At 36.5% G+C, this 17,873-nt stretch carries 21 protein-coding genes; 6 read left to right on the top strand and 15 right to left on the bottom strand.

All coding sequences use genetic code 11. The features are described 5' to 3' along the window. The first annotated feature begins 244 nt into the window (after nt 1-244). The gene (locus tag AC4G3O_RS08560; protein ID WP_066100812.1) at nt 245-445 is read left to right on the top strand and encodes a YlaI family protein; all 201 of its coding nucleotides are present in this window, start codon (nt 245-247) and stop codon (nt 443-445) included. Nucleotides 446-543: 98 nt separating this feature from the next. Here the strand turns inward: AC4G3O_RS08560 and AC4G3O_RS08555 are convergent, their stop codons facing one another. From AC4G3O_RS08555 to typA, 3 genes are read right to left on the bottom strand one after another with little or no spacing between them, the layout of a single operon-like run. Next, nucleotides 544-831 (bottom strand): hypothetical protein, encoded by a 288-nt coding sequence (locus AC4G3O_RS08555; protein WP_066100815.1) that lies wholly within the window; start codon nt 829-831, stop codon nt 544-546. 11 nt (nt 832-842) lie between these two features. Next, nucleotides 843-1,163, bottom strand: coding sequence for a YlaH-like family protein (locus tag AC4G3O_RS08550; protein ID WP_066100818.1), 321 nt, complete (start codon nt 1,161-1,163; stop codon nt 843-845). Nucleotides 1,164-1,195: 32 nt separating this feature from the next. Continuing rightward, nucleotides 1,196-3,034, bottom strand: a complete 1,839-nt coding sequence (gene typA, locus AC4G3O_RS08545; protein ID WP_066100821.1) for a translational GTPase TypA — start codon at nt 3,032-3,034, stop codon at nt 1,196-1,198. A 119-nt stretch (nt 3,035-3,153) separates the two neighbouring features. Between typA and AC4G3O_RS08540 the strand changes: the two genes are divergently transcribed. After that, nucleotides 3,154-3,330: a DUF5325 family protein gene (locus AC4G3O_RS08540; RefSeq protein ID WP_187393408.1), complete on the top strand. Its 177-nt coding sequence runs from the start codon at nt 3,154-3,156 to the stop codon at nt 3,328-3,330. A gap of 91 nt (nt 3,331-3,421) precedes the next feature. Here the strand turns inward: AC4G3O_RS08540 and AC4G3O_RS08535 are convergent, their stop codons facing one another. Together AC4G3O_RS08535 and AC4G3O_RS08530 are read right to left on the bottom strand one after the other, a co-directional pair. Beyond that, nucleotides 3,422-4,213 carry an inositol monophosphatase family protein gene (locus AC4G3O_RS08535; protein WP_066100824.1) on the bottom strand — a complete coding sequence of 264 codons (792 nt, stop codon included), beginning with the start codon at nt 4,211-4,213 and terminating at the stop codon, nt 3,422-3,424. A 152-nt stretch (nt 4,214-4,365) separates the two neighbouring features. Further along, a complete protein-coding gene (locus tag AC4G3O_RS08530; protein WP_066100827.1) occupies nt 4,366-4,563 on the bottom strand; it encodes a YkzI domain-containing protein in 198 nt (65 codons plus the stop codon). Nucleotides 4,564-4,743: 180 nt separating this feature from the next. On the opposite strand from AC4G3O_RS08530, the gene AC4G3O_RS08525 reads away from it, so the two are divergent. Further along, the gene (locus AC4G3O_RS08525; protein ID WP_139891312.1) at nt 4,744-5,361 is read left to right on the top strand and encodes a DUF1054 domain-containing protein; all 618 of its coding nucleotides are present in this window, start codon (nt 4,744-4,746) and stop codon (nt 5,359-5,361) included. Nucleotides 5,362-5,418: 57 nt separating this feature from the next. Here the strand turns inward: AC4G3O_RS08525 and AC4G3O_RS08520 are convergent, their stop codons facing one another. From AC4G3O_RS08520 to AC4G3O_RS08510, 3 genes are all read right to left on the bottom strand, one after another. Continuing rightward, the gene (locus tag AC4G3O_RS08520) at nt 5,419-5,694 is read right to left on the bottom strand and encodes a UPF0223 family protein (RefSeq protein WP_066100834.1); all 276 of its coding nucleotides are present in this window, start codon (nt 5,692-5,694) and stop codon (nt 5,419-5,421) included. Nucleotides 5,695-5,706: 12 nt separating this feature from the next. Continuing rightward, nucleotides 5,707-6,672 carry an NAD(P)H-dependent flavin oxidoreductase gene (locus AC4G3O_RS08515; protein WP_066100837.1) on the bottom strand — a complete coding sequence of 322 codons (966 nt, stop codon included), beginning with the start codon at nt 6,670-6,672 and terminating at the stop codon, nt 5,707-5,709. A 262-nt stretch (nt 6,673-6,934) separates the two neighbouring features. Beyond that, nucleotides 6,935-7,048: a GapA-binding peptide SR1P gene (locus AC4G3O_RS08510; RefSeq protein ID WP_077247942.1), complete on the bottom strand. Its 114-nt coding sequence runs from the start codon at nt 7,046-7,048 to the stop codon at nt 6,935-6,937. Nucleotides 7,049-7,420: 372 nt separating this feature from the next. On the opposite strand from AC4G3O_RS08510, the gene AC4G3O_RS08505 reads away from it, so the two are divergent. Further along, nucleotides 7,421-7,852, top strand: coding sequence for a DUF1885 family protein (locus AC4G3O_RS08505; RefSeq protein ID WP_066100840.1), 432 nt, complete (start codon nt 7,421-7,423; stop codon nt 7,850-7,852). A 313-nt stretch (nt 7,853-8,165) separates the two neighbouring features. Here the strand turns inward: AC4G3O_RS08505 and AC4G3O_RS08500 are convergent, their stop codons facing one another. The 6 genes from AC4G3O_RS08500 to AC4G3O_RS08475 form a co-directional block, all read right to left on the bottom strand. Next, nucleotides 8,166-8,993, bottom strand: coding sequence for a polysaccharide deacetylase family protein (locus AC4G3O_RS08500; RefSeq protein WP_066100842.1), 828 nt, complete (start codon nt 8,991-8,993; stop codon nt 8,166-8,168). A 100-nt stretch (nt 8,994-9,093) separates the two neighbouring features. Then, nucleotides 9,094-10,503 carry a dihydrolipoyl dehydrogenase gene (gene lpdA, locus AC4G3O_RS08495; protein WP_066100846.1) on the bottom strand — a complete coding sequence of 470 codons (1,410 nt, stop codon included), beginning with the start codon at nt 10,501-10,503 and terminating at the stop codon, nt 9,094-9,096. A gap of 3 nt (nt 10,504-10,506) precedes the next feature. Continuing rightward, nucleotides 10,507-11,832, bottom strand: a complete 1,326-nt coding sequence (locus AC4G3O_RS08490; protein WP_066100849.1) for a dihydrolipoamide acetyltransferase family protein — start codon at nt 11,830-11,832, stop codon at nt 10,507-10,509. An 85-nt stretch (nt 11,833-11,917) separates the two neighbouring features. After that, the gene (locus AC4G3O_RS08485) at nt 11,918-12,895 is read right to left on the bottom strand and encodes an alpha-ketoacid dehydrogenase subunit beta (protein WP_066100851.1); all 978 of its coding nucleotides are present in this window, start codon (nt 12,893-12,895) and stop codon (nt 11,918-11,920) included. A 3-nt stretch (nt 12,896-12,898) separates the two neighbouring features. Then, entirely contained in the window at nt 12,899-14,014 is a 1,116-nt protein-coding gene (pdhA, locus tag AC4G3O_RS08480; protein WP_148629531.1) for a pyruvate dehydrogenase (acetyl-transferring) E1 component subunit alpha, read from the bottom strand. A gap of 534 nt (nt 14,015-14,548) precedes the next feature. Further along, the gene (locus AC4G3O_RS08475) at nt 14,549-15,214 is read right to left on the bottom strand and encodes a YkyA family protein (protein WP_491136064.1); all 666 of its coding nucleotides are present in this window, start codon (nt 15,212-15,214) and stop codon (nt 14,549-14,551) included. A gap of 300 nt (nt 15,215-15,514) precedes the next feature. On the opposite strand from AC4G3O_RS08475, the gene def reads away from it, so the two are divergent. Next, complete coding sequence (gene def, locus AC4G3O_RS08470) at nt 15,515-16,069, top strand: peptide deformylase (protein WP_066100859.1); 555 nt, start codon at nt 15,515-15,517, stop codon at nt 16,067-16,069. 151 nt (nt 16,070-16,220) lie between these two features. Here def and AC4G3O_RS08465 read toward each other — a convergent pair whose 3' ends face one another. Next, a complete protein-coding gene (locus AC4G3O_RS08465) occupies nt 16,221-16,991 on the bottom strand; it encodes a Cof-type HAD-IIB family hydrolase (protein WP_066100860.1) in 771 nt (256 codons plus the stop codon). A 668-nt stretch (nt 16,992-17,659) separates the two neighbouring features. Between AC4G3O_RS08465 and AC4G3O_RS08460 the strand changes: the two genes are divergently transcribed. Continuing rightward, nucleotides 17,660-17,872 carry a DNA-dependent RNA polymerase subunit epsilon gene (locus tag AC4G3O_RS08460; RefSeq protein WP_066100864.1) on the top strand — a complete coding sequence of 71 codons (213 nt, stop codon included), beginning with the start codon at nt 17,660-17,662 and terminating at the stop codon, nt 17,870-17,872. The last annotated feature ends 1 nt before the right edge of the window (nt 17,873 follow it).

Raw genomic sequence — 17,873 nt, 5'->3', positions numbered from 1 at the left:
AAATAAGCCGGATGGAATTTTGTTTTTAATAGCTGGACAAATCTGATGCTCAAATATATGTATTTACATACAAAAATAGAAGAAAATAACCCATTTCCTTTAAATTGTTTTATTCTTAAAGTTTGATAAAAATTTTAATCATTCATCTTATCCGTTTCAAATAACCAGACCATTCCATAACCATGTATGGAAAATCCTTATATGGTATAATGACTTTACATGCAATAGATTGGGGTGTCCTGTAATGCGAGTTAAATGTGTAATCTGTGATAAAATCGAATCAATTGATGATGAAACGTTAATGGCTAAACGACTTAGAAATCGTCCAATTCATACATATATGTGTCAGGAATGCAATAAACGTATCGAAGAACGAACAATTGCACGAAAAAGCACTGGAAATTTCAGATTATATCGGGCGGCTAAAGAAGAGGACACGTGGTAAACTACATATACCTGAAAGAAATCGGGCTGTTTTACCTGTAATCTTCAAATAAAAACAAAAAAACAGAGAAGAATGAGATACTCATCTTCTCTGTTTTTTTATGATGGATAATTACGGTAATGATCCGGATTCTGGAGTATTTGATTGAGCATAACCTCAATCATATCCTCCGGAAACCTGAATTCATTTACAGACTCTTCATTTTTATAGGTGACGATATACCAACCGCCACTTTTTTTATAGTGATAGTCTGATATACCAAACTTCTCCTGCAAGGTATTTTCGAACCAGAGGACTGTTTCATTTGCTGCGGTATCTTCAGGTCGATAATCAATGACAACTTTTATCGTTAACCAATTATAGATCGCATCCTGAACAGAGTTCATTCGCTCACTCCTTATTCCGCATTTACCTCGTTTTTCATTTCCTTACGGAGTCTATATTTATAAATTCCCAGAAAAGCAGCAGCCACTACCAGTACTTCTGCTACAGGCAAGAATAGTGCCAAAAAGGTCAAAAAGCTGCATCCAAAGGCCATAATGGCATAGACTACTATGCTTTTTCCAAGACTTAATTTTCTAGCAAACCCCAGTTTATACACTATTCCGCAAAGTACTACAATCGTCAAATATAGAGCCCACACCCCTATTTGTGAATATTGTGGATCTCCTATTCGATACAAGTCTGCAAAGAACGGCAGGTTATTTGTAATATCCACTTTAAAACGCTCCCTCTCCCCAAAGGTAAAAGTTATTCAGCGAATTTCTTTTTCTTAGCTGCTTTTTCACGTTCGTTTTTATCCAAAATCTTTTTACGTAAACGAATTGATTCTGGTGTTACTTCGCAGTATTCATCATCATTTAAATATTCCAATGCTTCTTCAAGTGACATGATTCTAGGTTTTTTCATAGTAACTGTATTATCTTTTGTAGCGGAACGAACGTTTGTTTGTTGTTTAGCACGAACAATATTGACAGTTAAGTCATTTTCACGATTATGTTCCCCAACAATCATACCTTCATAAATTTCAGTACCTGGCTCTACAAAGATAACGCCGCGGTCTTCAATTTGAATGATACCGTATTGAGTAGCTTTACCTGTCTCAATGGATACAAGAACACCTTGTCTTCTTCCTCCAACCTGACCTGCCTGCATAGGTTGATAAGAATCGAATGTATGGTTCAAAATACCATAACCACGAGTTAATGTTAAGAATTCAGTTGTATACCCGATCAATCCACGGGAAGGAACGTTAAACACTAGACGTACTTGTCCGCTTCCGTTATTGACCATATCCAGCATTTCGCCTTTTCTTTCCCCTAATGATTCCATGATTGCACCTGTGTATTCCTCAGGAATATCAACTTGTACGCGTTCCACAGGTTCACATTTAACACCATCAATAACACGGATGATTACTTCAGGCTTAGACACTTGAAGTTCATATCCTTCACGGCGCATATTTTCGATAAGAATGGATAAGTGTAACTCTCCGCGTCCGGAAACAATCCAGGCATCCGGAGAATCAGTAGGATCCACACGTAAACTTACATCTGTTTGGAGCTGGCTCATTAAACGCTCCTCGATTTTACGTGATGTTACCCATTTACCTTCTCTGCCGGCGAATGGACTGTTGTTTACTACAAATGTCATTTGTAATGTAGGCTCGTCTATACGTAGAACTGGAAGCGGCTCCTGAACATCTACTGGGCAAACTGTTTCCCCAACGTTAATGTCTTCCATACCGCTGACAGCAATCAAATCACCCGGTAAGGCTTCTTCTACTTCCACACGTTTCAATCCTTGGAAGCCGAATATTTTAGTTACACGGAAATTTTTCGCAGTTCCATCAAGTTTCATTAAGGATACTTGTTGTCCAACTTTCATTGTGCCACGGAAAACACGGCCAATTCCTATTCTTCCTAAATAATCACTATAATCCAGCAAAGCAACCTGGAATTGCAGCGGTTCTTCACGATTGTCAACAGGTGATGGAATATTTTCTACGATTGATTCAAATAAACACTCCATATTTTCTTCTTGATCAGCCACATCAGGGCTTAAAGAAGCGGTACCGTTAATTGCTGATGCATAAACAACTGGGAATTCCAATTGTTCTTCAGTAGCACCCAATTCAATAAACAAATCAATAACTTCATCAATTACTTCCTCAGGGCGAGCAAAGTCACGGTCAATTTTGTTAACAACAACGATTGGCGTAAGTTTTTGTTCTAATGCTTTTTTTAGTACAAAACGGGTTTGCGGCATACAACCCTCATACGCATCAACGATTAAGAGAACACCGTCTACCATTTTCATGATACGTTCTACTTCTCCGCCGAAGTCTGCGTGTCCCGGTGTATCCAATATGTTAATACGTGTATCTTTATAGTTAACGGCAGTATTTTTCGCTAAAATTGTAATACCGCGCTCTCTTTCAAGATCATTGGAATCCATTGCTCTTTCAGCAACTTGTTCATTAGAACGGAATGTACCTGCTTGTTTTAACAATTGGTCGACCAAAGTTGTTTTACCATGGTCAACGTGAGCGATAATCGCTATATTTTTGACGTCATTTCTGTATTGCAAACTATTTCAACTCCCAGATTTTATGCTTATCGAAACCAACCTTGTCATTATAACATACTGAAACTAGAAAGCTGCTATCGTATTGTGTACAATGAATATGAAGATTGGGGTGATTACATATGAATATTAACTTTATATTTATGCTGCTAGCAGTTCTCGCTATGACAAGCTTATGCGGAATTGCTATATCCATCGCTGAAGGAAGTGTAGTGGCCATTGTCCTATGCCTGTTAGCTTTTATCGGCATTATGGGAAGCGGCTTTACACTAAAAAAGCGTTGGAGAGAAAAACTTTAGACTATTCTTTTAACTAAATAATTTTACCGCAATATCATATTTTAAGCAATAAAAAAGCATCAGTACTGATGCTTTTTCTCTTTTATAGCCATCAGGATGATAAATACTGCTCAAGAATCACTCCATGTAAAGCTGGCGATGACACTAGGAATGAGCTCTTCTTTAGATAATGAATCGGGTTACCTTGCAGATCAGTCACTTTTCCACCCAATTCTTCAATAATCACGGCTCCCCCCGCAAAATCCCATGGCGCCAATCTCATCGATATATAAGCGTTCATTCTCCCAGTAGCAACATAGGCAATTTCAAGGGCAGCAGATCCATAGGACCTGGTCCCTCTTATATCTTTGACAAGTCTGCCCGTCAGATTCTTATCAATTTTTTTATTGTCCGTCAGCCAAATTGGATTTAAACCTATAATAGATTCGGGAAGTGGAACTTCCTTTATCTTAGGAATCTCGCTATCATTGAGAAAAGCTCCTTTTCCCTTTATACAGTGATACAGTTCATCATGGACAACATCATATATTAGCCCAATCTTTCCAATACCATTTTCTATTATACCTATTGATATCGCAAAATTTCTTTGCTGGTGCACAAAATTCATTGTTCCGTCTATAGGATCGATAATCCAAACTACTCCATCCAGTGACTGCAAATCATGGCCAGAACCTTCTTCACCGAGAATATGATGAGTAGGAAATTGTTCAGATATTTTTTCTTTAAAGAATTGCTCTATTTCCATATCCATATTAGTGACTAAATCATTTACATTTGATTTTGTGTTAATATCTAAAATTGATTCAAATGAGTTAATAATCTTTACCCCTGCTTCTTTAATCCATTGAACCGCCATCTCGTGAATGTTGGACCATTCCGCCATTTTTCCCACCTCAATTAAAATCTTTTCTATAGTATGTATATTAATTCCAGTTTAATTCGAATGACATTAAATAACAAGAAAAGACGAACATCATGAACGAGAACATGCAGTTCGTCTTAATCAATCAAAAAATCATATAATAATATCCACTATTAAAGTGCTTTTAAGCGCAGAAGTTCTTTTCTTATTCTTTCAAGTTTTTGTTTTGAACAATTTTTTTGTTTTTCATCATCCTGCTGAATAGCTTCATATAAGGTAGCCAATTCATAATCCAGTTCCATCCGGAGAACTACTTTTCTATGTTTCTCGACTTCTTGAGCTTTCAGTTTGTGATTAACTACCTGTTTCATAAAAATCCTCTCCTTGCATTTATTTTAAGAAAATTCAGAAATTTAATTGTACTTTGTACTATAGTATGTTCTTTCTGGATTATTGCAACCAAAATAGACAAGCGCCTAGTTACATATGCATAATATTATTTGGCCTCTCTATTCTTATGCTAAAATAAGAGAGAATAGGAGGTAATATATATGGTTATAAAAGGTTTCACAAATGAAGACTTTAATGTATTTACAATAGATGGTCTCGACCAACGAATGGATGCAATCAAAACCTTAATACGTCCCAAATTTGAAACATTAAGTCAGATTTTCACAGAGGAATTATCTGTTTTAACACAAGATCCAATGTATCCCCATATTGCAAAGCATGCTCGTCGTACGATTAACCCGCCGAATGATACATGGGTATCTTTTTCATCCAATCCACGCGGTTACAAAATGCAGCCACATTTTCAAATCGGTCTGTGGGAAACCCATTTATTTATTTGGTATGCAATTATTTATGAAGCCAAAGACAAAGCGCAAAAGGGACAACGTTTGGCTAGCCAAACTGAATCGATAAAAAATCTTATCCCATCTGATTACGTGTGGTCTATTGATCACATGAAGCCGGAAGTTATTCCTCACAGTACATTATCAACCGATGGCTTAAACGATATGTTTAATCGTTTACAAACAGTCAAAAAAGCTGAATTATTATGCGGCTATCAAATTCCACGCGAGGAAGCTGTTCAGCTTTCCGGTGATCAATTAGTTGAAATTATTCATGATGTATTTGTACATTTAATACCCCTGTACAATGTCTAATAAACTCGAAAAAGACATTAACCCCCATTAGCACTATGCCAAGGGGGTTAATGTCTTTTATCGGCTTAATTTTATAAATCCTTCATTAGCACTGTTTTTTGCTCGCTTAATTGCTTGATAGGCAGAGTAGCCACTCACTTCTTCAAACTCATTGCACAATTTCTTTTCCTCAGATTTAGAAGGAACAATTCGCTTAAACTCATTGTAAAGGTTCATTAACTGTTCCCTTTCTATCCCGTTCTCATAAGCTTTCTCGATTCCTTGAAAAAAAGATATAACCTTTACGATCTCATCAGTAGACCATTCATAATCAATCGGATATTGATAATCCATATGTACCACCTCTTATGTTGTAATTGCTTTCCAGCGTTCTCTTATAGCTGCTGCTTCCGCTAGCATTCTACTGAACAATTGCTCTACTGTTGGCTCATCCTTAATTATACCAACAACTTGACCAGCCCAACCAAAACCAGCTTCTGAATCTCCATTATATATAAATGCTTTGTTTCTTACACCACTAATATAATCTTTTAAATCCTCATATGTACAATTATTATCCTCCATTCCAAGGATAATATCCGTAAGCGGATTATGAATGGCACGTCCTGGAGCACCTAAGCTCTTTTTAATCACTACCGTATCCTTTTCAGAGCTATCTATGATTGCTTGCTTATAAGCGGCATGAGCATGTATACATTCTTTCGTAGTAATGAATCGTGTACCCATTTCTATACCTTCAGCACCCAGGGCCAGCGCTGCCATTAAACCTCTTCCATCTCCAATACCTCCAGCAGCAATAACAGGAATGGAGACATGATCAACTGTCTGAGGCACCAGGACCATTGTACTCAACTCATCTCTTCCTATATGGCCTCCACCTTCATAGCCAACCACCATAACTGCGTCTGCTCCAAGTTCTTCAGCTTTCATAGCATGCCTTACCCCTGCAGTCAATACGAGTGTTTTTACTCCAGTACCCTTAAACATCTCTAAAAATTCTTTCGGGTTTCCCCCTGTAACAGAAACAACTTCTACTCCTTTGGAGAGTACCACTTGTACAAATTCTTCATAAGGTTTACCGTGGTTACCAATAGCAAAATTAACTCCGAATGGGGAAGAAGTCATAGAACGTACCTTATCAATTTCACTAGCTAAATCCTCAGGACTGCTCAATGACATAGCTGTAATTTGACCAAGTCCACCAGCGTTTGAAACGGCGGCAGCCAATTCAGCATAGGCTAGATAAGCCAGCCCCCCTTGAATTATTGGCAGCTCTATGCCAAGCAACTCTGTTACACGCGTTTTCCACATAAAACACCCTCCTTTGTCGTTAGGATTGCTTTTACACAATGGCAATATATGATTCGCTTCTTAATTGAAAAGTGAAACCAATCATTTGTGTATCATTAATTTATCATATAAAGAATAAGTAAAGAATACACCGTGTTCTTGCGAGTAAATAAAAAAGACAACCCCTGGAAAATTGAAGGTTGTCATCGCTAATGTTAACTTTTTATAGTTTTCAAGATTAAATGATTATAGTTTTTGAAATGAACCGGTTTTGGTCTAGTGACTATTCTTGTTCACAACTGTGGCAATCAGTGCATGTTGCATACAATACTGTTACTTTTTCGTCTTCAAAATGATCGATTGTATTGTTGCATCCTGTACATACGATTGTACCCATTCATTTCATCTCCTTTTCTAAATGTAAACGCCTTCCAAGAAAGCGTTTTAATTCCATAAATCAATAATAGTATAACTCATTGAATATTTCAAGCCCAAATTGTATAACACATTAAAATATTTTTCGTTAAATTGTGTATAATATATTATTAATATGACAATTAGACACTCTTATCCTGCAAATGTATCAGTAAGTGTAATATCAATATTTAAACAGTTAAATTGGCTATTATTCTAATGATTTTATCCATGAATTCCTTCATTAATGAAATTAAATACACTTAACCAAGAAAAGCGTTTTCATTATCACCCTTGTTATCCATTTTCAGGTAATGATAAACTAATTAAAATAAATTAATTCAGGGAGGTTCCTATGACTTTATCAACGTTTATAAAAATGAAGGGATCCATAAAAGATGACATAACTATTGAGGACATTAAACAATTGATCAATCAGTATAGACAATCAATCTCGCATACTTCCGAACAATTAGCATGGGATTATAGTAAAACTGCATTTCCTTATGTTTTGAAAGTAACAGACGAAGGGAAACATAATTGGTTTTATTTATACTCAGAGGAAAAGGACTATCACATGATAGCCATTGGAGTGGATTATGAATATATACAAACCCCTGATGAAAATAAACAAAGAGTCCCTTATATCCAAATCAGTCTATCTCAACACTCTACAATTGGTGATAAATCGAAGGCTAATGAGTTTGCTAAATTTTTATCAAAGAAATTAAAAGGGGAACTTCATTTATTTAACGGGAGAATCATCCATTTTAATCTAAAAAAGTAGAGCCATACTTTATACTTTAAATTGGTTTATTTAGAGGGCTTATAACCTATATGTACCTAATAGTGATGATCAAGCTACTGGTTGAATAGCTATCTAGAAAGTCGTCAAATCATGAATCATCTACCGAGCAAGGACAGATCTAGTTTTGCCAACACATATTAACTCAATCCGGAGGTTTCCCCTTAAGCAGGCGCTAACCATACCAAAGGATTTCTGTACAAACATATTACCCACCCATCCACTCTTCAACTAGTTACTTAAAAATAGTATTGAAAAAGGCAGCCTAATTACTGAGGCTGCCAGAACTCTTCCATTAAAAAGATTTTATTTCACGAGGATTTATCACCCTATAACCCTTTGCACGTAATCCTTCAACTAATTCTGGCATTGCATCATTAGTCCATTTACGGTCATGCATAAGCAGGTTTGCTCCCGGATACAATTCTTTGCTAGTAAGCATAACTTTCACTAAAGCGTCCTTATCTTGGTACTGTTTTTCCCAATCGTATCCTATTGTCCAATTCATTAACTGCATTTTTTCTTCTTTGGCTATTTGTTTTGAGAACTCTGTGTTTTGCCCATATGGAGCTCTAAAAAATCTGGGCCTTTCACCGGTTATAGTTTCCACCATATCATTCACTTTAATAATTTCTTCTTTTTGCGCCTCTTCATCCAATTCTGGCAGGACGGCATGGCTATATGTATGGTTACCGATTTCAAATCCCATATCATAGATTTGTTTCAATATCTTTTTTTGCGCATCCGATTCCAAAAAATGTCCGTTAACGAAAAATATAGCAGAGGCATTCATTTCTTTTAATTTTTTTGCCATTGCTAAACTATATCGATCCGGTGCATCATCGATGGTTAATAGAGCTACTTTCTTTTCACCATCTTCTATAGGCTCAATTTTCCAATTTGTTAGATTGACCTGATAGTTTTGTGAAATCTCCTCTATCGGCTTCGCTGCTGTTTCTTTAGGTACCTCTTTGTTAATTTCAGCTTTATTAGGCTTTGTTCCCTGATTTGATTGTGTCTGTTCTACACTTTTATTAGGTGTATCTTCTTTCGCCTTCTCTTCTTCTCCGCAACCAGATAGCAACAGAACCATAGATGTAAGCAAAGCTATAGCATATCTCATGAAATTCCACCTTTCGACAACCTTATCCTATATTTTACCACTTTACCGACAAAATAAAACACCCCTGTCCAAAAAGGATAGGGGTGTAAAAAATAATTAATTATTTAATAATGTGGATTGGGCTTCCCATCGCAACTTCTGCTGCTTCCATTGTGATTTCTCCCAATGTAGGGTGAGCATGAATAGTCATAGCGATGTCTTCAGCAGTCATTCCTGCTTCAATTGCAAGGCCTAGCTCTGCAATCATATCAGAAGCACCAGGTCCAGCAATTTGAGAACCGATTACTAATCCGTCTTCTTTACGTGTAATTAACTTCATAAATCCTTCTGCAGAATTTAATGCTAAAGCACGTCCGTTTGCTGCAAATGGGAATTTAGCAGCAACGATATCTAAACCTTCTTCTTTTGCTTGTTGTTCAGTATAACCAACTGTTGCAAGTTCCGGTTCGGAGAATACAACTGCAGGAATACCTAGATAATCAATCTCAGCTGCATGTCCTGAAATAACTTCAGCAGCGATTTTACCTTCATAAGAAGCCTTATGAGCTAATTGAGGGCCAGAGATGATATCACCAATCGCAAAAATATTACTTACAGATGTACGGCATTGCTTATCTGTTTTAATGAAGCCTCTTTCATCTAGTTCAATACCGACTTGTTCTAAACCAATTTCATCAGTATTAGGTTTTCTTCCAACTGTTACCAATAGATATTCAGCTTCAACTTTTTTCTCTTCGCCTTTTTCTTCGTAAGTAACAATTACACCATTTTCAGTTTCTTCCACGCCTTTAGCTTTAACTTTAGTGAAGATATCTACATCTTTCTTCTTCAAGTTACGTTTAACGATAGAAGACATTGGTTTTTCGAAAGCAGCCAAGATTTCGTCCATACCTTCTAGAATGGTTACTTTAGTACCAAAGTTAGCATATACAGAACCAAGCTCAACTCCAATTACTCCACCGCCGATAATAGCCATGCTTGCAGGGATATGATCAAGGTTTAAAGCACCAGTGGAATGAATGACACGATCAGAATATTTAAATGTCGGTAATTCAATCGGTCTAGAACCTGTTGCGATAATAGCGTTTTTAAATGTATATGTTTGAGCGCTATTTTCAGTCATAACACGGATGTTATTAGCGTCTACAAAGTAAGCTTCACCTTTAACGATGTCTACTTTGTTACCTTTAAGTAATCCGCCAACACCACTTGTTAATTTTTCTACTACAGTACCTTTCCAGGCTTGAACTTTAGAGAAGTCCACTTTTACGTTTTCAGCAGTGATACCAAGATCTTCAGAATGTTTGGCATCATGATAACGGTGACCTGCAGTAATTAAGGCTTTGGATGGAATACATCCAACGTTCAAACATACGCCACCAAGGTCTCCTTTTTCAACGATTGTTACTTTTTGTCCAAGTTGCGCAGCACGGATTGCAGCCACGTAACCTCCTGGACCAGAACCGATTACTATAGTATCTGTTTCAATTGGAAAATCTCCAACTACCATGTCTTATCCCTCCATCAATAATAATTCTGGGTCATTTAATAAACGTTTAATGTGATTTAATGCATTTTGACCAGTAGCTCCATCAATCATACGGTGGTCAAAGCTTAAAGATAATGATAATACAGGAGCAGCTACAATTTCACCATCACGAACGATTGGTTTTTCTGCAATACGTCCGATTCCAAGAATCGCAACTTCTGGGTGGTTAATAACTGGTGTGAACCATTGTCCACCGGCAGAACCGATATTTGAAATTGTGCAAGAAGCACCCTTCATTTCATTAGGAGCTAATTTACCATCACGAGCTTTTCCGGCAAGTGTGTTGATTTCATTAGAGATAGCAAACATAGATTTACGATCTGCATCTTTAACTACAGGTACAAGAAGTCCTTTTTCAGTATCAGCTGCAATACCGATATTGTAATAGTGTTTATGGATAATTTCTTGTGTAGCATCATCAAGAGATGTATTTAATGCTGGGTACTCTCTTAATGCACTTGTTAAAGCTTTAACAACGTAAGGAAGGAATGTTAGCTTAATTCCTTTTTCAGCTGCAACTTCTTTGAATTTCTTTCTGTGAGCAACCAATTTAGTCACATCTACTTCGTCCATCAATGTAACGTGTGGAGCTGTATGTTTAGAGTTAACCATCGCTTTAGAAATAGCTTTACGAATTCCACTCATTTTTTCACGAGTTTCAGGATATTCTCCTGCAGGAATAGCCGCTGCAGCTGGTTTAGAATCTTCTTTGGCAGCAGGAGCTTCTTGTACAGGCGCACTTTCTTGTCCACCATTCATAAATGCTTGGATATCTTCTTTTAATACACGGCCATTTTTGCCTGTGCCTTTAACCTTGTGAATATCCACACCGTTTTCTCTAGCAAATTTTCTAACAGATGGCATTGCGATTACACGGTCACTTGCAGTTTCTTCTGCTTGTGGCTGTGAACCTGCACCAGTTGGAGTATCAGAGTTTGCTGGAGCTGCTGCTTCTTTCTTAAGGTCTTGTCCGCTTTCTAAAGTAGATTGAACTTGAGCTTCAGTTTTTTCTTCACCGTGCTCATCACCTTTAAATTGTACATCTTCATAACCTGGTGCATCAAAAGTTACAAGTACATCACCAACTACTGCTACAGTACCTTCTTCAACTAATACTTCTTGAACAGTACCTTCTACTGGAGATGGAATTTCAACAACAGATTTGTCATTTTGCACTTCACACAGTACGTCATCTTCCTGTACTTTATCACCTGGTTTAATAAACCATTTTACTATTTCACCTTCATGTATACCTTCGCCGATATCCGGGAGTTTAAATTTAAAAGCCATGGCTTTTCTTCCTCCTCTTTCTTTTCAGTTTTTAAAGTTATGGTTGTGTTAGTCAGGAAATGCCACGAAAGCATCTCCTGTTATGTTAAAATTCTAAAACTTTTTTTGCAGTTTCAAGTACATCTTTATGATTTGGCAACCATATAGGCTCAGCTTGAGAGAATGCAAATACTGTATCAGGAGCAGTTACACGCAATACTGGTGCTTCCAGGCTTAGAATGGCACGGTCGTTGATTTCAGCAACAACTTGAGCAGCAATACCTGCTTGTTTTTGTGCTTCTTGTACAACAATTGCGCGTCCAGTTTTCTCAACAGATGCAATAATTGTATCAATATCAAGCGGGCTAATTGTTCTTAAATCGATTACTTCTGCAGATACACCTTCTTTTTCAAGTTGCTCTGCAGCTTTAAGTGATTCCTGAACCATTGCGCCATAAGTAATAATAGAAAGATCAGTACCTTCACGTTTCACATCAGCTTTACCTAATGGAATTGTATATTCCCCTTCAGGTACTTCTTGACGGAAAGAACGGTATAATTTCATGTGTTCTAAGAAGATTACCGGATCGTTATCACGGATAGCAGAGATTAACAAACCTTTTGCATCATAAGGTGTAGATGGAATAACCACTTTTACACCTGGTGTTTGAGCCATTAAACCTTCAAGGCTATCTGCATGCATCTCAGGTGTATGTACACCACCACCAAATGGTGAACGGATTGTAATTGGTGAAGTATAAGTACCACCGGAGCGATATCTCATACGAGCCATTTGACCAGCAATAGAGTCCATAACTTCGAATACGAAGCCGAAGAATTGGATTTCAGGAACAGGACGGAATCCTTGCAATCCAAGTCCAATTGCCAATCCACCAATACCAGATTCAGCTAAAGGGGTATCAAAGATGCGGTCTTCTCCAAACTCCTTTTGTAATCCTTCAGTAGCACGGAAGACACCACCGTTTACTCCTACGTCCTCACCAAAAACGAGAACTTTAGGATCATTACGCATTTCAGTACGTAATGCATCAGTGATGGCTTGAATCATCGTCATTTGGGCCATGGCTTATTTCGACTCCTTTTCTTTGTAAATTTCATATTGTTCTTCTAGGTTGTATGGAAGCTCTTCATACATATTCATAATTAAATCAGTTACTTTTTGTTTTGGAGTATTATCCGCTTCTTTAATAGCAACTTTGATATCTTCTTTTGCTTGTTCAATTACTTCATTTTCTTTCTCTTCGCTCCATAGTCCTTTTCCTTCTAGGAATTTACGGAAACGAACAAGTGGATCTTTTTTCTCCCACTCGTTATCAAGGTCAGCTGTACGGTAACGTGTTGGATCATCACCAGCCATTGTATGTGGACCATAACGATAAGTTAAAGTTTCAATTAAAGTAGGACCTTCTCCATTAATTGCTCTTTCGCGTGCCTCTTTAACTGCAGTGTAAACAGCTAATGGATCCATACCGTCTACCTGAATACCTGGGATACCGGCAGCCATTGCTTTTTGAGCGATTGTTTTAGCAGCTGATTGTTTTTCAACCGGTGTAGAAATCGCAAAACGGTTATTTTGAACGATAAAGATTGCAGGAGCTTTAAATGCACCAGCAAAGTTGATTCCCTCGTAGAAATCACCTTGGGAAGCACCGCCGTCACCTGTATATGTGATTGCAACAGATTTCGCTCCATTTTTCTTCATACCAAGAGCTACACCTGCACATTGGATATATTGTGCACCAATGATGATTTGCGGAGAAATCACATTAACGTCTGCAGGAATTTGATTTCCAGCAAAATGGCCACGAGAGAACAAGAAGGCTTGAGTCAATGGAAGACCATGCCAAATCATTTGTGGTACATCTCGGTAACCAGGTAAAATGAAATCTTCTTTTTCCAAAGCAAATTGAGATGCCAATTGTGAAGCTTCTTGTCCAGCTGTTGGAGCATAAAAACCAAGACGACCTTGTCTATTCAAAGAGATAGAGCGTTGATCAAGAATACGAGTGTAAACCATTCTTCTCATTAATTCTTGAAGCTGTTCATCGCTTAAATCAGGCATAGCTGATTTATTTACGACTTCTCCCTCTTCATTTAAAATTTGCAACGTCTTGAACTGGTCGCTAACGCTTTCCAACTGCTTCTCTGCCTCAATAAGGACTTTCTGTTGTTTAGAAGCCATAGGATTCACATCTTCCTTTCTATAAATGGTTAAATATCCATCTTTAAATTATCATAATGCCAGTTTTCCACACCTAAACCATTAGATAACTGTATTAGTTTCCTCTTGATAAAAAGTAGTACAACTGTATCAATGGTTAAAGTTTACACGATTTAAATAATTGCCGTCAACTTATATGATTCGAGTATGTAAACATTTTCACAAACTTTCTTTAACGACAAACTGTTATACATTAATATTTTTTTATACTAATACAGAATGTGGAAAAAGCGCTTACAAAGATGAACTTTCTGTATTTATAATCCCCTAAACTAAAGTAATATGGGCAAAATAACTAACCTTATTAAACATGCAATACTAAATGTATAAAACCTAATAACCATTTTTAAATTATAATAAAAATAATCATACTCGATACTGGTCAAAAATCAATTAGGTTTTACTACTTAACAAAACATACCAAAACTTATCGAATTGATTATCGACAACCTGGAATTTCTATAAAAAAAAGCCATCACTCCTGATGGCTTTTTCTTATTCTGTATCAACATCTAGTTTTGCCCTTTTATAGAAAGCAATCTTTTGTTCATTATATTCATTCGTTAAGTCATTAAATTTTTTGTTTGAGTTCATCAGTGAATTATACGTTTCATTGATTTTCTCAATTTGTTCTTGTAAATCTTCTTTGGTCACATCCTCTTTTTTAAAGAGTGTGTATAACTCATTCTCCTGTGTAAGACTCTTTGTATAATGTTTATACAGTTCATCATACTCATCATATCTTTTCGTCATTGTATCCTTTAATTCATTCGCTTCTGCTTTTAAGGATGAGTCTTCAAGATCGTTTATATGACCATTTAAATCCTTAAATTGTTCCTTAGCTTTATCGATAGCTTCTTTTTCCTTCTTCATTAACGCTTGTCTTTCTTCTATTCCTTTAATAGCATCATTTGATAATGATTGTATTTCTTCTATTTCCTTCATACCCAATTGTATAATCTTTCCATACAGTTCATTATCTTCTTCCTCCAGCTTTTGAAGCGGCTCTTGTTGTTTTTGGAAGTCTTCCTCCAATACAGCCACTTCCTCCAGAGTATCATAAATTTTCTCTTCTGGACTGCTATTGTTTAGACATCCTGTTAATGCAAGGATTACTACTAACATACCTGTAAGTGTAATAATTTTTTTGTATTTTTCCATGATTAGCACTCCTATCTATCCCTACTTTACTATAACGAAATGGAAATATTTTGACAACAAATAACATATATAATAGGAGTAATACCCCCGAAATTACTTAGTAATCTAAATATAAGGTAATATATTGTAGTATGATTGCTATTGATTAATTCCTAAACTTAAAATACGCTACTACGTAAAGATAAGTAAGGCGTACAGACCCCTTATATGTTTGTTAAGATTACAGAAGTCATAATTAACTTTTTATGCAAGGTTTGATAGACTATAGAGTATAAATGGACAGTTTTATGAGGTGAAATAATGATTACAATGCAAGATATTATCAGAGAAGGGCATCCCACTCTACGAAAAAGAGCGGGGGAAGTACAAATTCCGCCTTCCAAAGAAGACCAAGAGATTCTCAAAAGCTTAATGGAATATGTACAAAACAGCCAGGATCCAGTAAAAGCAGAAAAATACGGTCTACGTCCTGGGGTTGGGCTGGCAGCTCCTCAAATTAATATTTCAAAACGAATGATTGCCATTCACGCTACAGACGATAAAAATAAGCTCCATAGCTATTCTCTCTTTAATCCAAAAATTATTAGCCATTCTGTTCAGAAGGCTTATTTAAGTACCGGAGAAGGCTGTTTATCAGTAGATCGTGCCATACCAGGCTATGTTCCCCGTTACAATAAAGTAAAAGTACAAGCTTATACGCTTGAGGGGGAAGAGATTACTTTAAGATTAAGCGGCATGATGGCCATTATTATTCAGCATGAAATTGATCATTTAAATGGAGTCATGTTCTATGATCATATAAATCCTAAAGATCCATTTGCCCATTTAGACAATGCGGTAGCCATTGAAAAATAAAAACCGGTGATTAATCACCGGCTGTGACTGTAGACATTTTCCCTATTTAGGTTGGTCTACAGTCTTTTTTTGTTCACTTATTTATAGAAACTATGTGGCTAAACCGCTCTGCCCTATTTTATGACTAGTCAGTTGCTGATTACTAACAAATTTATATAAGCTTTAATTCCTTTAATCCGTAATAAATCCCATCTGAATCTACGCTTTTTGTAATAAAGTCCGCTTCTTTCTTTAACAGCGGTACACCATTTCCCATGACCACACCCGTACCTGCTGCCTTAATCATTTCAAGATCATTTAATCCATCACCAAATGCATAAATTTCATCCATAGAGAATCCCTTGCGCTCAATCACATACTCAATTCCTTTAGCTTTTGACCCTCCATTTGGTACTACATCCATTGCATATGGATGCCAGCGTATGAATTGCAGATCCGAATAGTTTCCTTCATAAAGAGACGTATGATGTTCCTCACAAAATAAAAGAGCTTGGTAAATTTCATGATTTTTATAAAAGTCTCCCTTTTCCTCGGGATGTGGAAAATGAAGAGATCCCATACTCTCTTCTATAAAGGGATCATGTGTAACGTTGGCTTTCATTGTTTTCTCATTCATATAGATCATGGAGTGACCATTCGCCTTTGCTTCTCTCGTTAATTTTTCTAATTGTGATTGAGATAGAGGGTTTTTATAAATCATCTCATGCTCAAAAACAACATATTGACCATTAAAGCTGACAAAAGAGTCGATTTCCAGTTCATGAATAAGATGGCTGAACATAAAAGGTGCCCTACCTGTCGCTATTGCAACGTATGTCCCATTTTTTCTAAGTAAATGGATTGCTTCCTTAGTGGATTCCGGTAATTTCTTTTCAGAATTTAGAAGTGTCCCATCAATGTCAAAAAATACAATTTTACCCATAAACATTTCCTCCCAGATGCGCAATACTATATATAACGTATTATTGTCTACAATCATACTATCATAATAAATAGTAAACCTCTGCATGAGGAATCTCATACAACAGGAAAACAGCTATGATTAGTTATCTTGACTCTTCAGGAAAAATAGTAACGGTTAAAGATATTAGTTATACTTAGATTATGAATCAGACGCGATTGTAAATAAATTACAATATAAGCTTTTGAATCCAAGCATATACTATTTATGAGTGGGACGATAAATTTATTTTTACGTTTAGGTACTTATATCCCTCAAGCATATTTACCAAACGCTTAATTACCATTAAAATAATAGATAAAGGAGATGGTCAGCCATGTTAAAAAAGCTCAGAAAAAAGCTTCTCAAACAATGGAAAGACCTGATGGGCAGGAAATCAATTGCATAATTTTTTGAAAAGCCCTTCAAATATCCTTGCGGAGGGCTTATTCTATACGGTAAAGTAGATAACAGTCCTTAAAGAAAATTGTTTAAACATGCAAATGTTAGGAAATTTTCTTATAATAGAGATGATGAACTGTTTAGACCGACAGTCTAAGATGAATATCAATAGATAAGGTGGCCTGGTTGTTGCTCCTTGCCACCTCTTTATTTATAAATTTTACAAGAGTAAGTTAGGAGAGATTTACATGATTTTTAAAGTTTTTTTTCAGGAGAACGCAGCTGAGACACCCGTTCGCGAAAATACTAAATCTATTTACGTTGAAGGGGAATCGGAAAGAGATGTCCGCCAAAAGTTAAAAAGCCTTCCATACAATATTGAATTTGTTCAAGTTCTTAAAGATGAATATTTGGAATTTGAAAAACAGAATCCAGATTTCCATATTACGGAGACCAAATAAT

The sequence above is a fragment of the Bacillus sp. z14 (2026) genome (assembly GCF_058313575.1).
This window is presented reverse-complemented; position numbering and strand designations above follow the sequence as displayed.

What these genes read in the sequence shown, in the direction of transcription:
- AC4G3O_RS08560 (WP_066100812.1), top strand. Translation starts at nt 245, where the DNA reads ATGCGAGTTAAATGTGTAATCTGTGATAAAATCGAATCAATTGATGAT.
- AC4G3O_RS08555 (WP_066100815.1), bottom strand. Translation starts at nt 831, where the DNA reads ATGAACTCTGTTCAGGATGCGATCTATAATTGGTTAACGATAAAAGTT.
- AC4G3O_RS08540 (WP_187393408.1), top strand. Translation starts at nt 3,154, where the DNA reads ATGAATATTAACTTTATATTTATGCTGCTAGCAGTTCTCGCTATGACA.
- AC4G3O_RS08535 (WP_066100824.1), bottom strand. Translation starts at nt 4,213, where the DNA reads ATGGCGGAATGGTCCAACATTCACGAGATGGCGGTTCAATGGATTAAA.
- AC4G3O_RS08530 (WP_066100827.1), bottom strand. Translation starts at nt 4,563, where the DNA reads ATGAAACAGGTAGTTAATCACAAACTGAAAGCTCAAGAAGTCGAGAAA.
- AC4G3O_RS08525 (WP_139891312.1), top strand. Translation starts at nt 4,744, where the DNA reads ATGGTTATAAAAGGTTTCACAAATGAAGACTTTAATGTATTTACAATA.
- AC4G3O_RS08520 (WP_066100834.1), bottom strand. Translation starts at nt 5,694, where the DNA reads ATGGATTATCAATATCCGATTGATTATGAATGGTCTACTGATGAGATC.
- AC4G3O_RS08515 (WP_066100837.1), bottom strand. Translation starts at nt 6,672, where the DNA reads ATGTGGAAAACGCGTGTAACAGAGTTGCTTGGCATAGAGCTGCCAATA.
- AC4G3O_RS08510 (WP_077247942.1), bottom strand. Translation starts at nt 7,048, where the DNA reads ATGGGTACAATCGTATGTACAGGATGCAACAATACAATCGATCATTTT.
- AC4G3O_RS08505 (WP_066100840.1), top strand. Translation starts at nt 7,421, where the DNA reads ATGACTTTATCAACGTTTATAAAAATGAAGGGATCCATAAAAGATGAC.
- AC4G3O_RS08500 (WP_066100842.1), bottom strand. Translation starts at nt 8,993, where the DNA reads ATGAGATATGCTATAGCTTTGCTTACATCTATGGTTCTGTTGCTATCT.
- lpdA (WP_066100846.1), bottom strand. Translation starts at nt 10,503, where the DNA reads ATGGTAGTTGGAGATTTTCCAATTGAAACAGATACTATAGTAATCGGT.
- AC4G3O_RS08490 (WP_066100849.1), bottom strand. Translation starts at nt 11,832, where the DNA reads ATGGCTTTTAAATTTAAACTCCCGGATATCGGCGAAGGTATACATGAA.
- AC4G3O_RS08485 (WP_066100851.1), bottom strand. Translation starts at nt 12,895, where the DNA reads ATGGCCCAAATGACGATGATTCAAGCCATCACTGATGCATTACGTACT.
- pdhA (WP_148629531.1), bottom strand. Translation starts at nt 14,014, where the DNA reads ATGGCTTCTAAACAACAGAAAGTCCTTATTGAGGCAGAGAAGCAGTTG.
- AC4G3O_RS08475 (WP_491136064.1), bottom strand. Translation starts at nt 15,214, where the DNA reads ATGGAAAAATACAAAAAAATTATTACACTTACAGGTATGTTAGTAGTA.
- def (WP_066100859.1), top strand. Translation starts at nt 15,515, where the DNA reads ATGATTACAATGCAAGATATTATCAGAGAAGGGCATCCCACTCTACGA.
- AC4G3O_RS08465 (WP_066100860.1), bottom strand. Translation starts at nt 16,991, where the DNA reads ATGGGTAAAATTGTATTTTTTGACATTGATGGGACACTTCTAAATTCT.
- AC4G3O_RS08460 (WP_066100864.1), top strand. Translation starts at nt 17,660, where the DNA reads ATGATTTTTAAAGTTTTTTTTCAGGAGAACGCAGCTGAGACACCCGTT.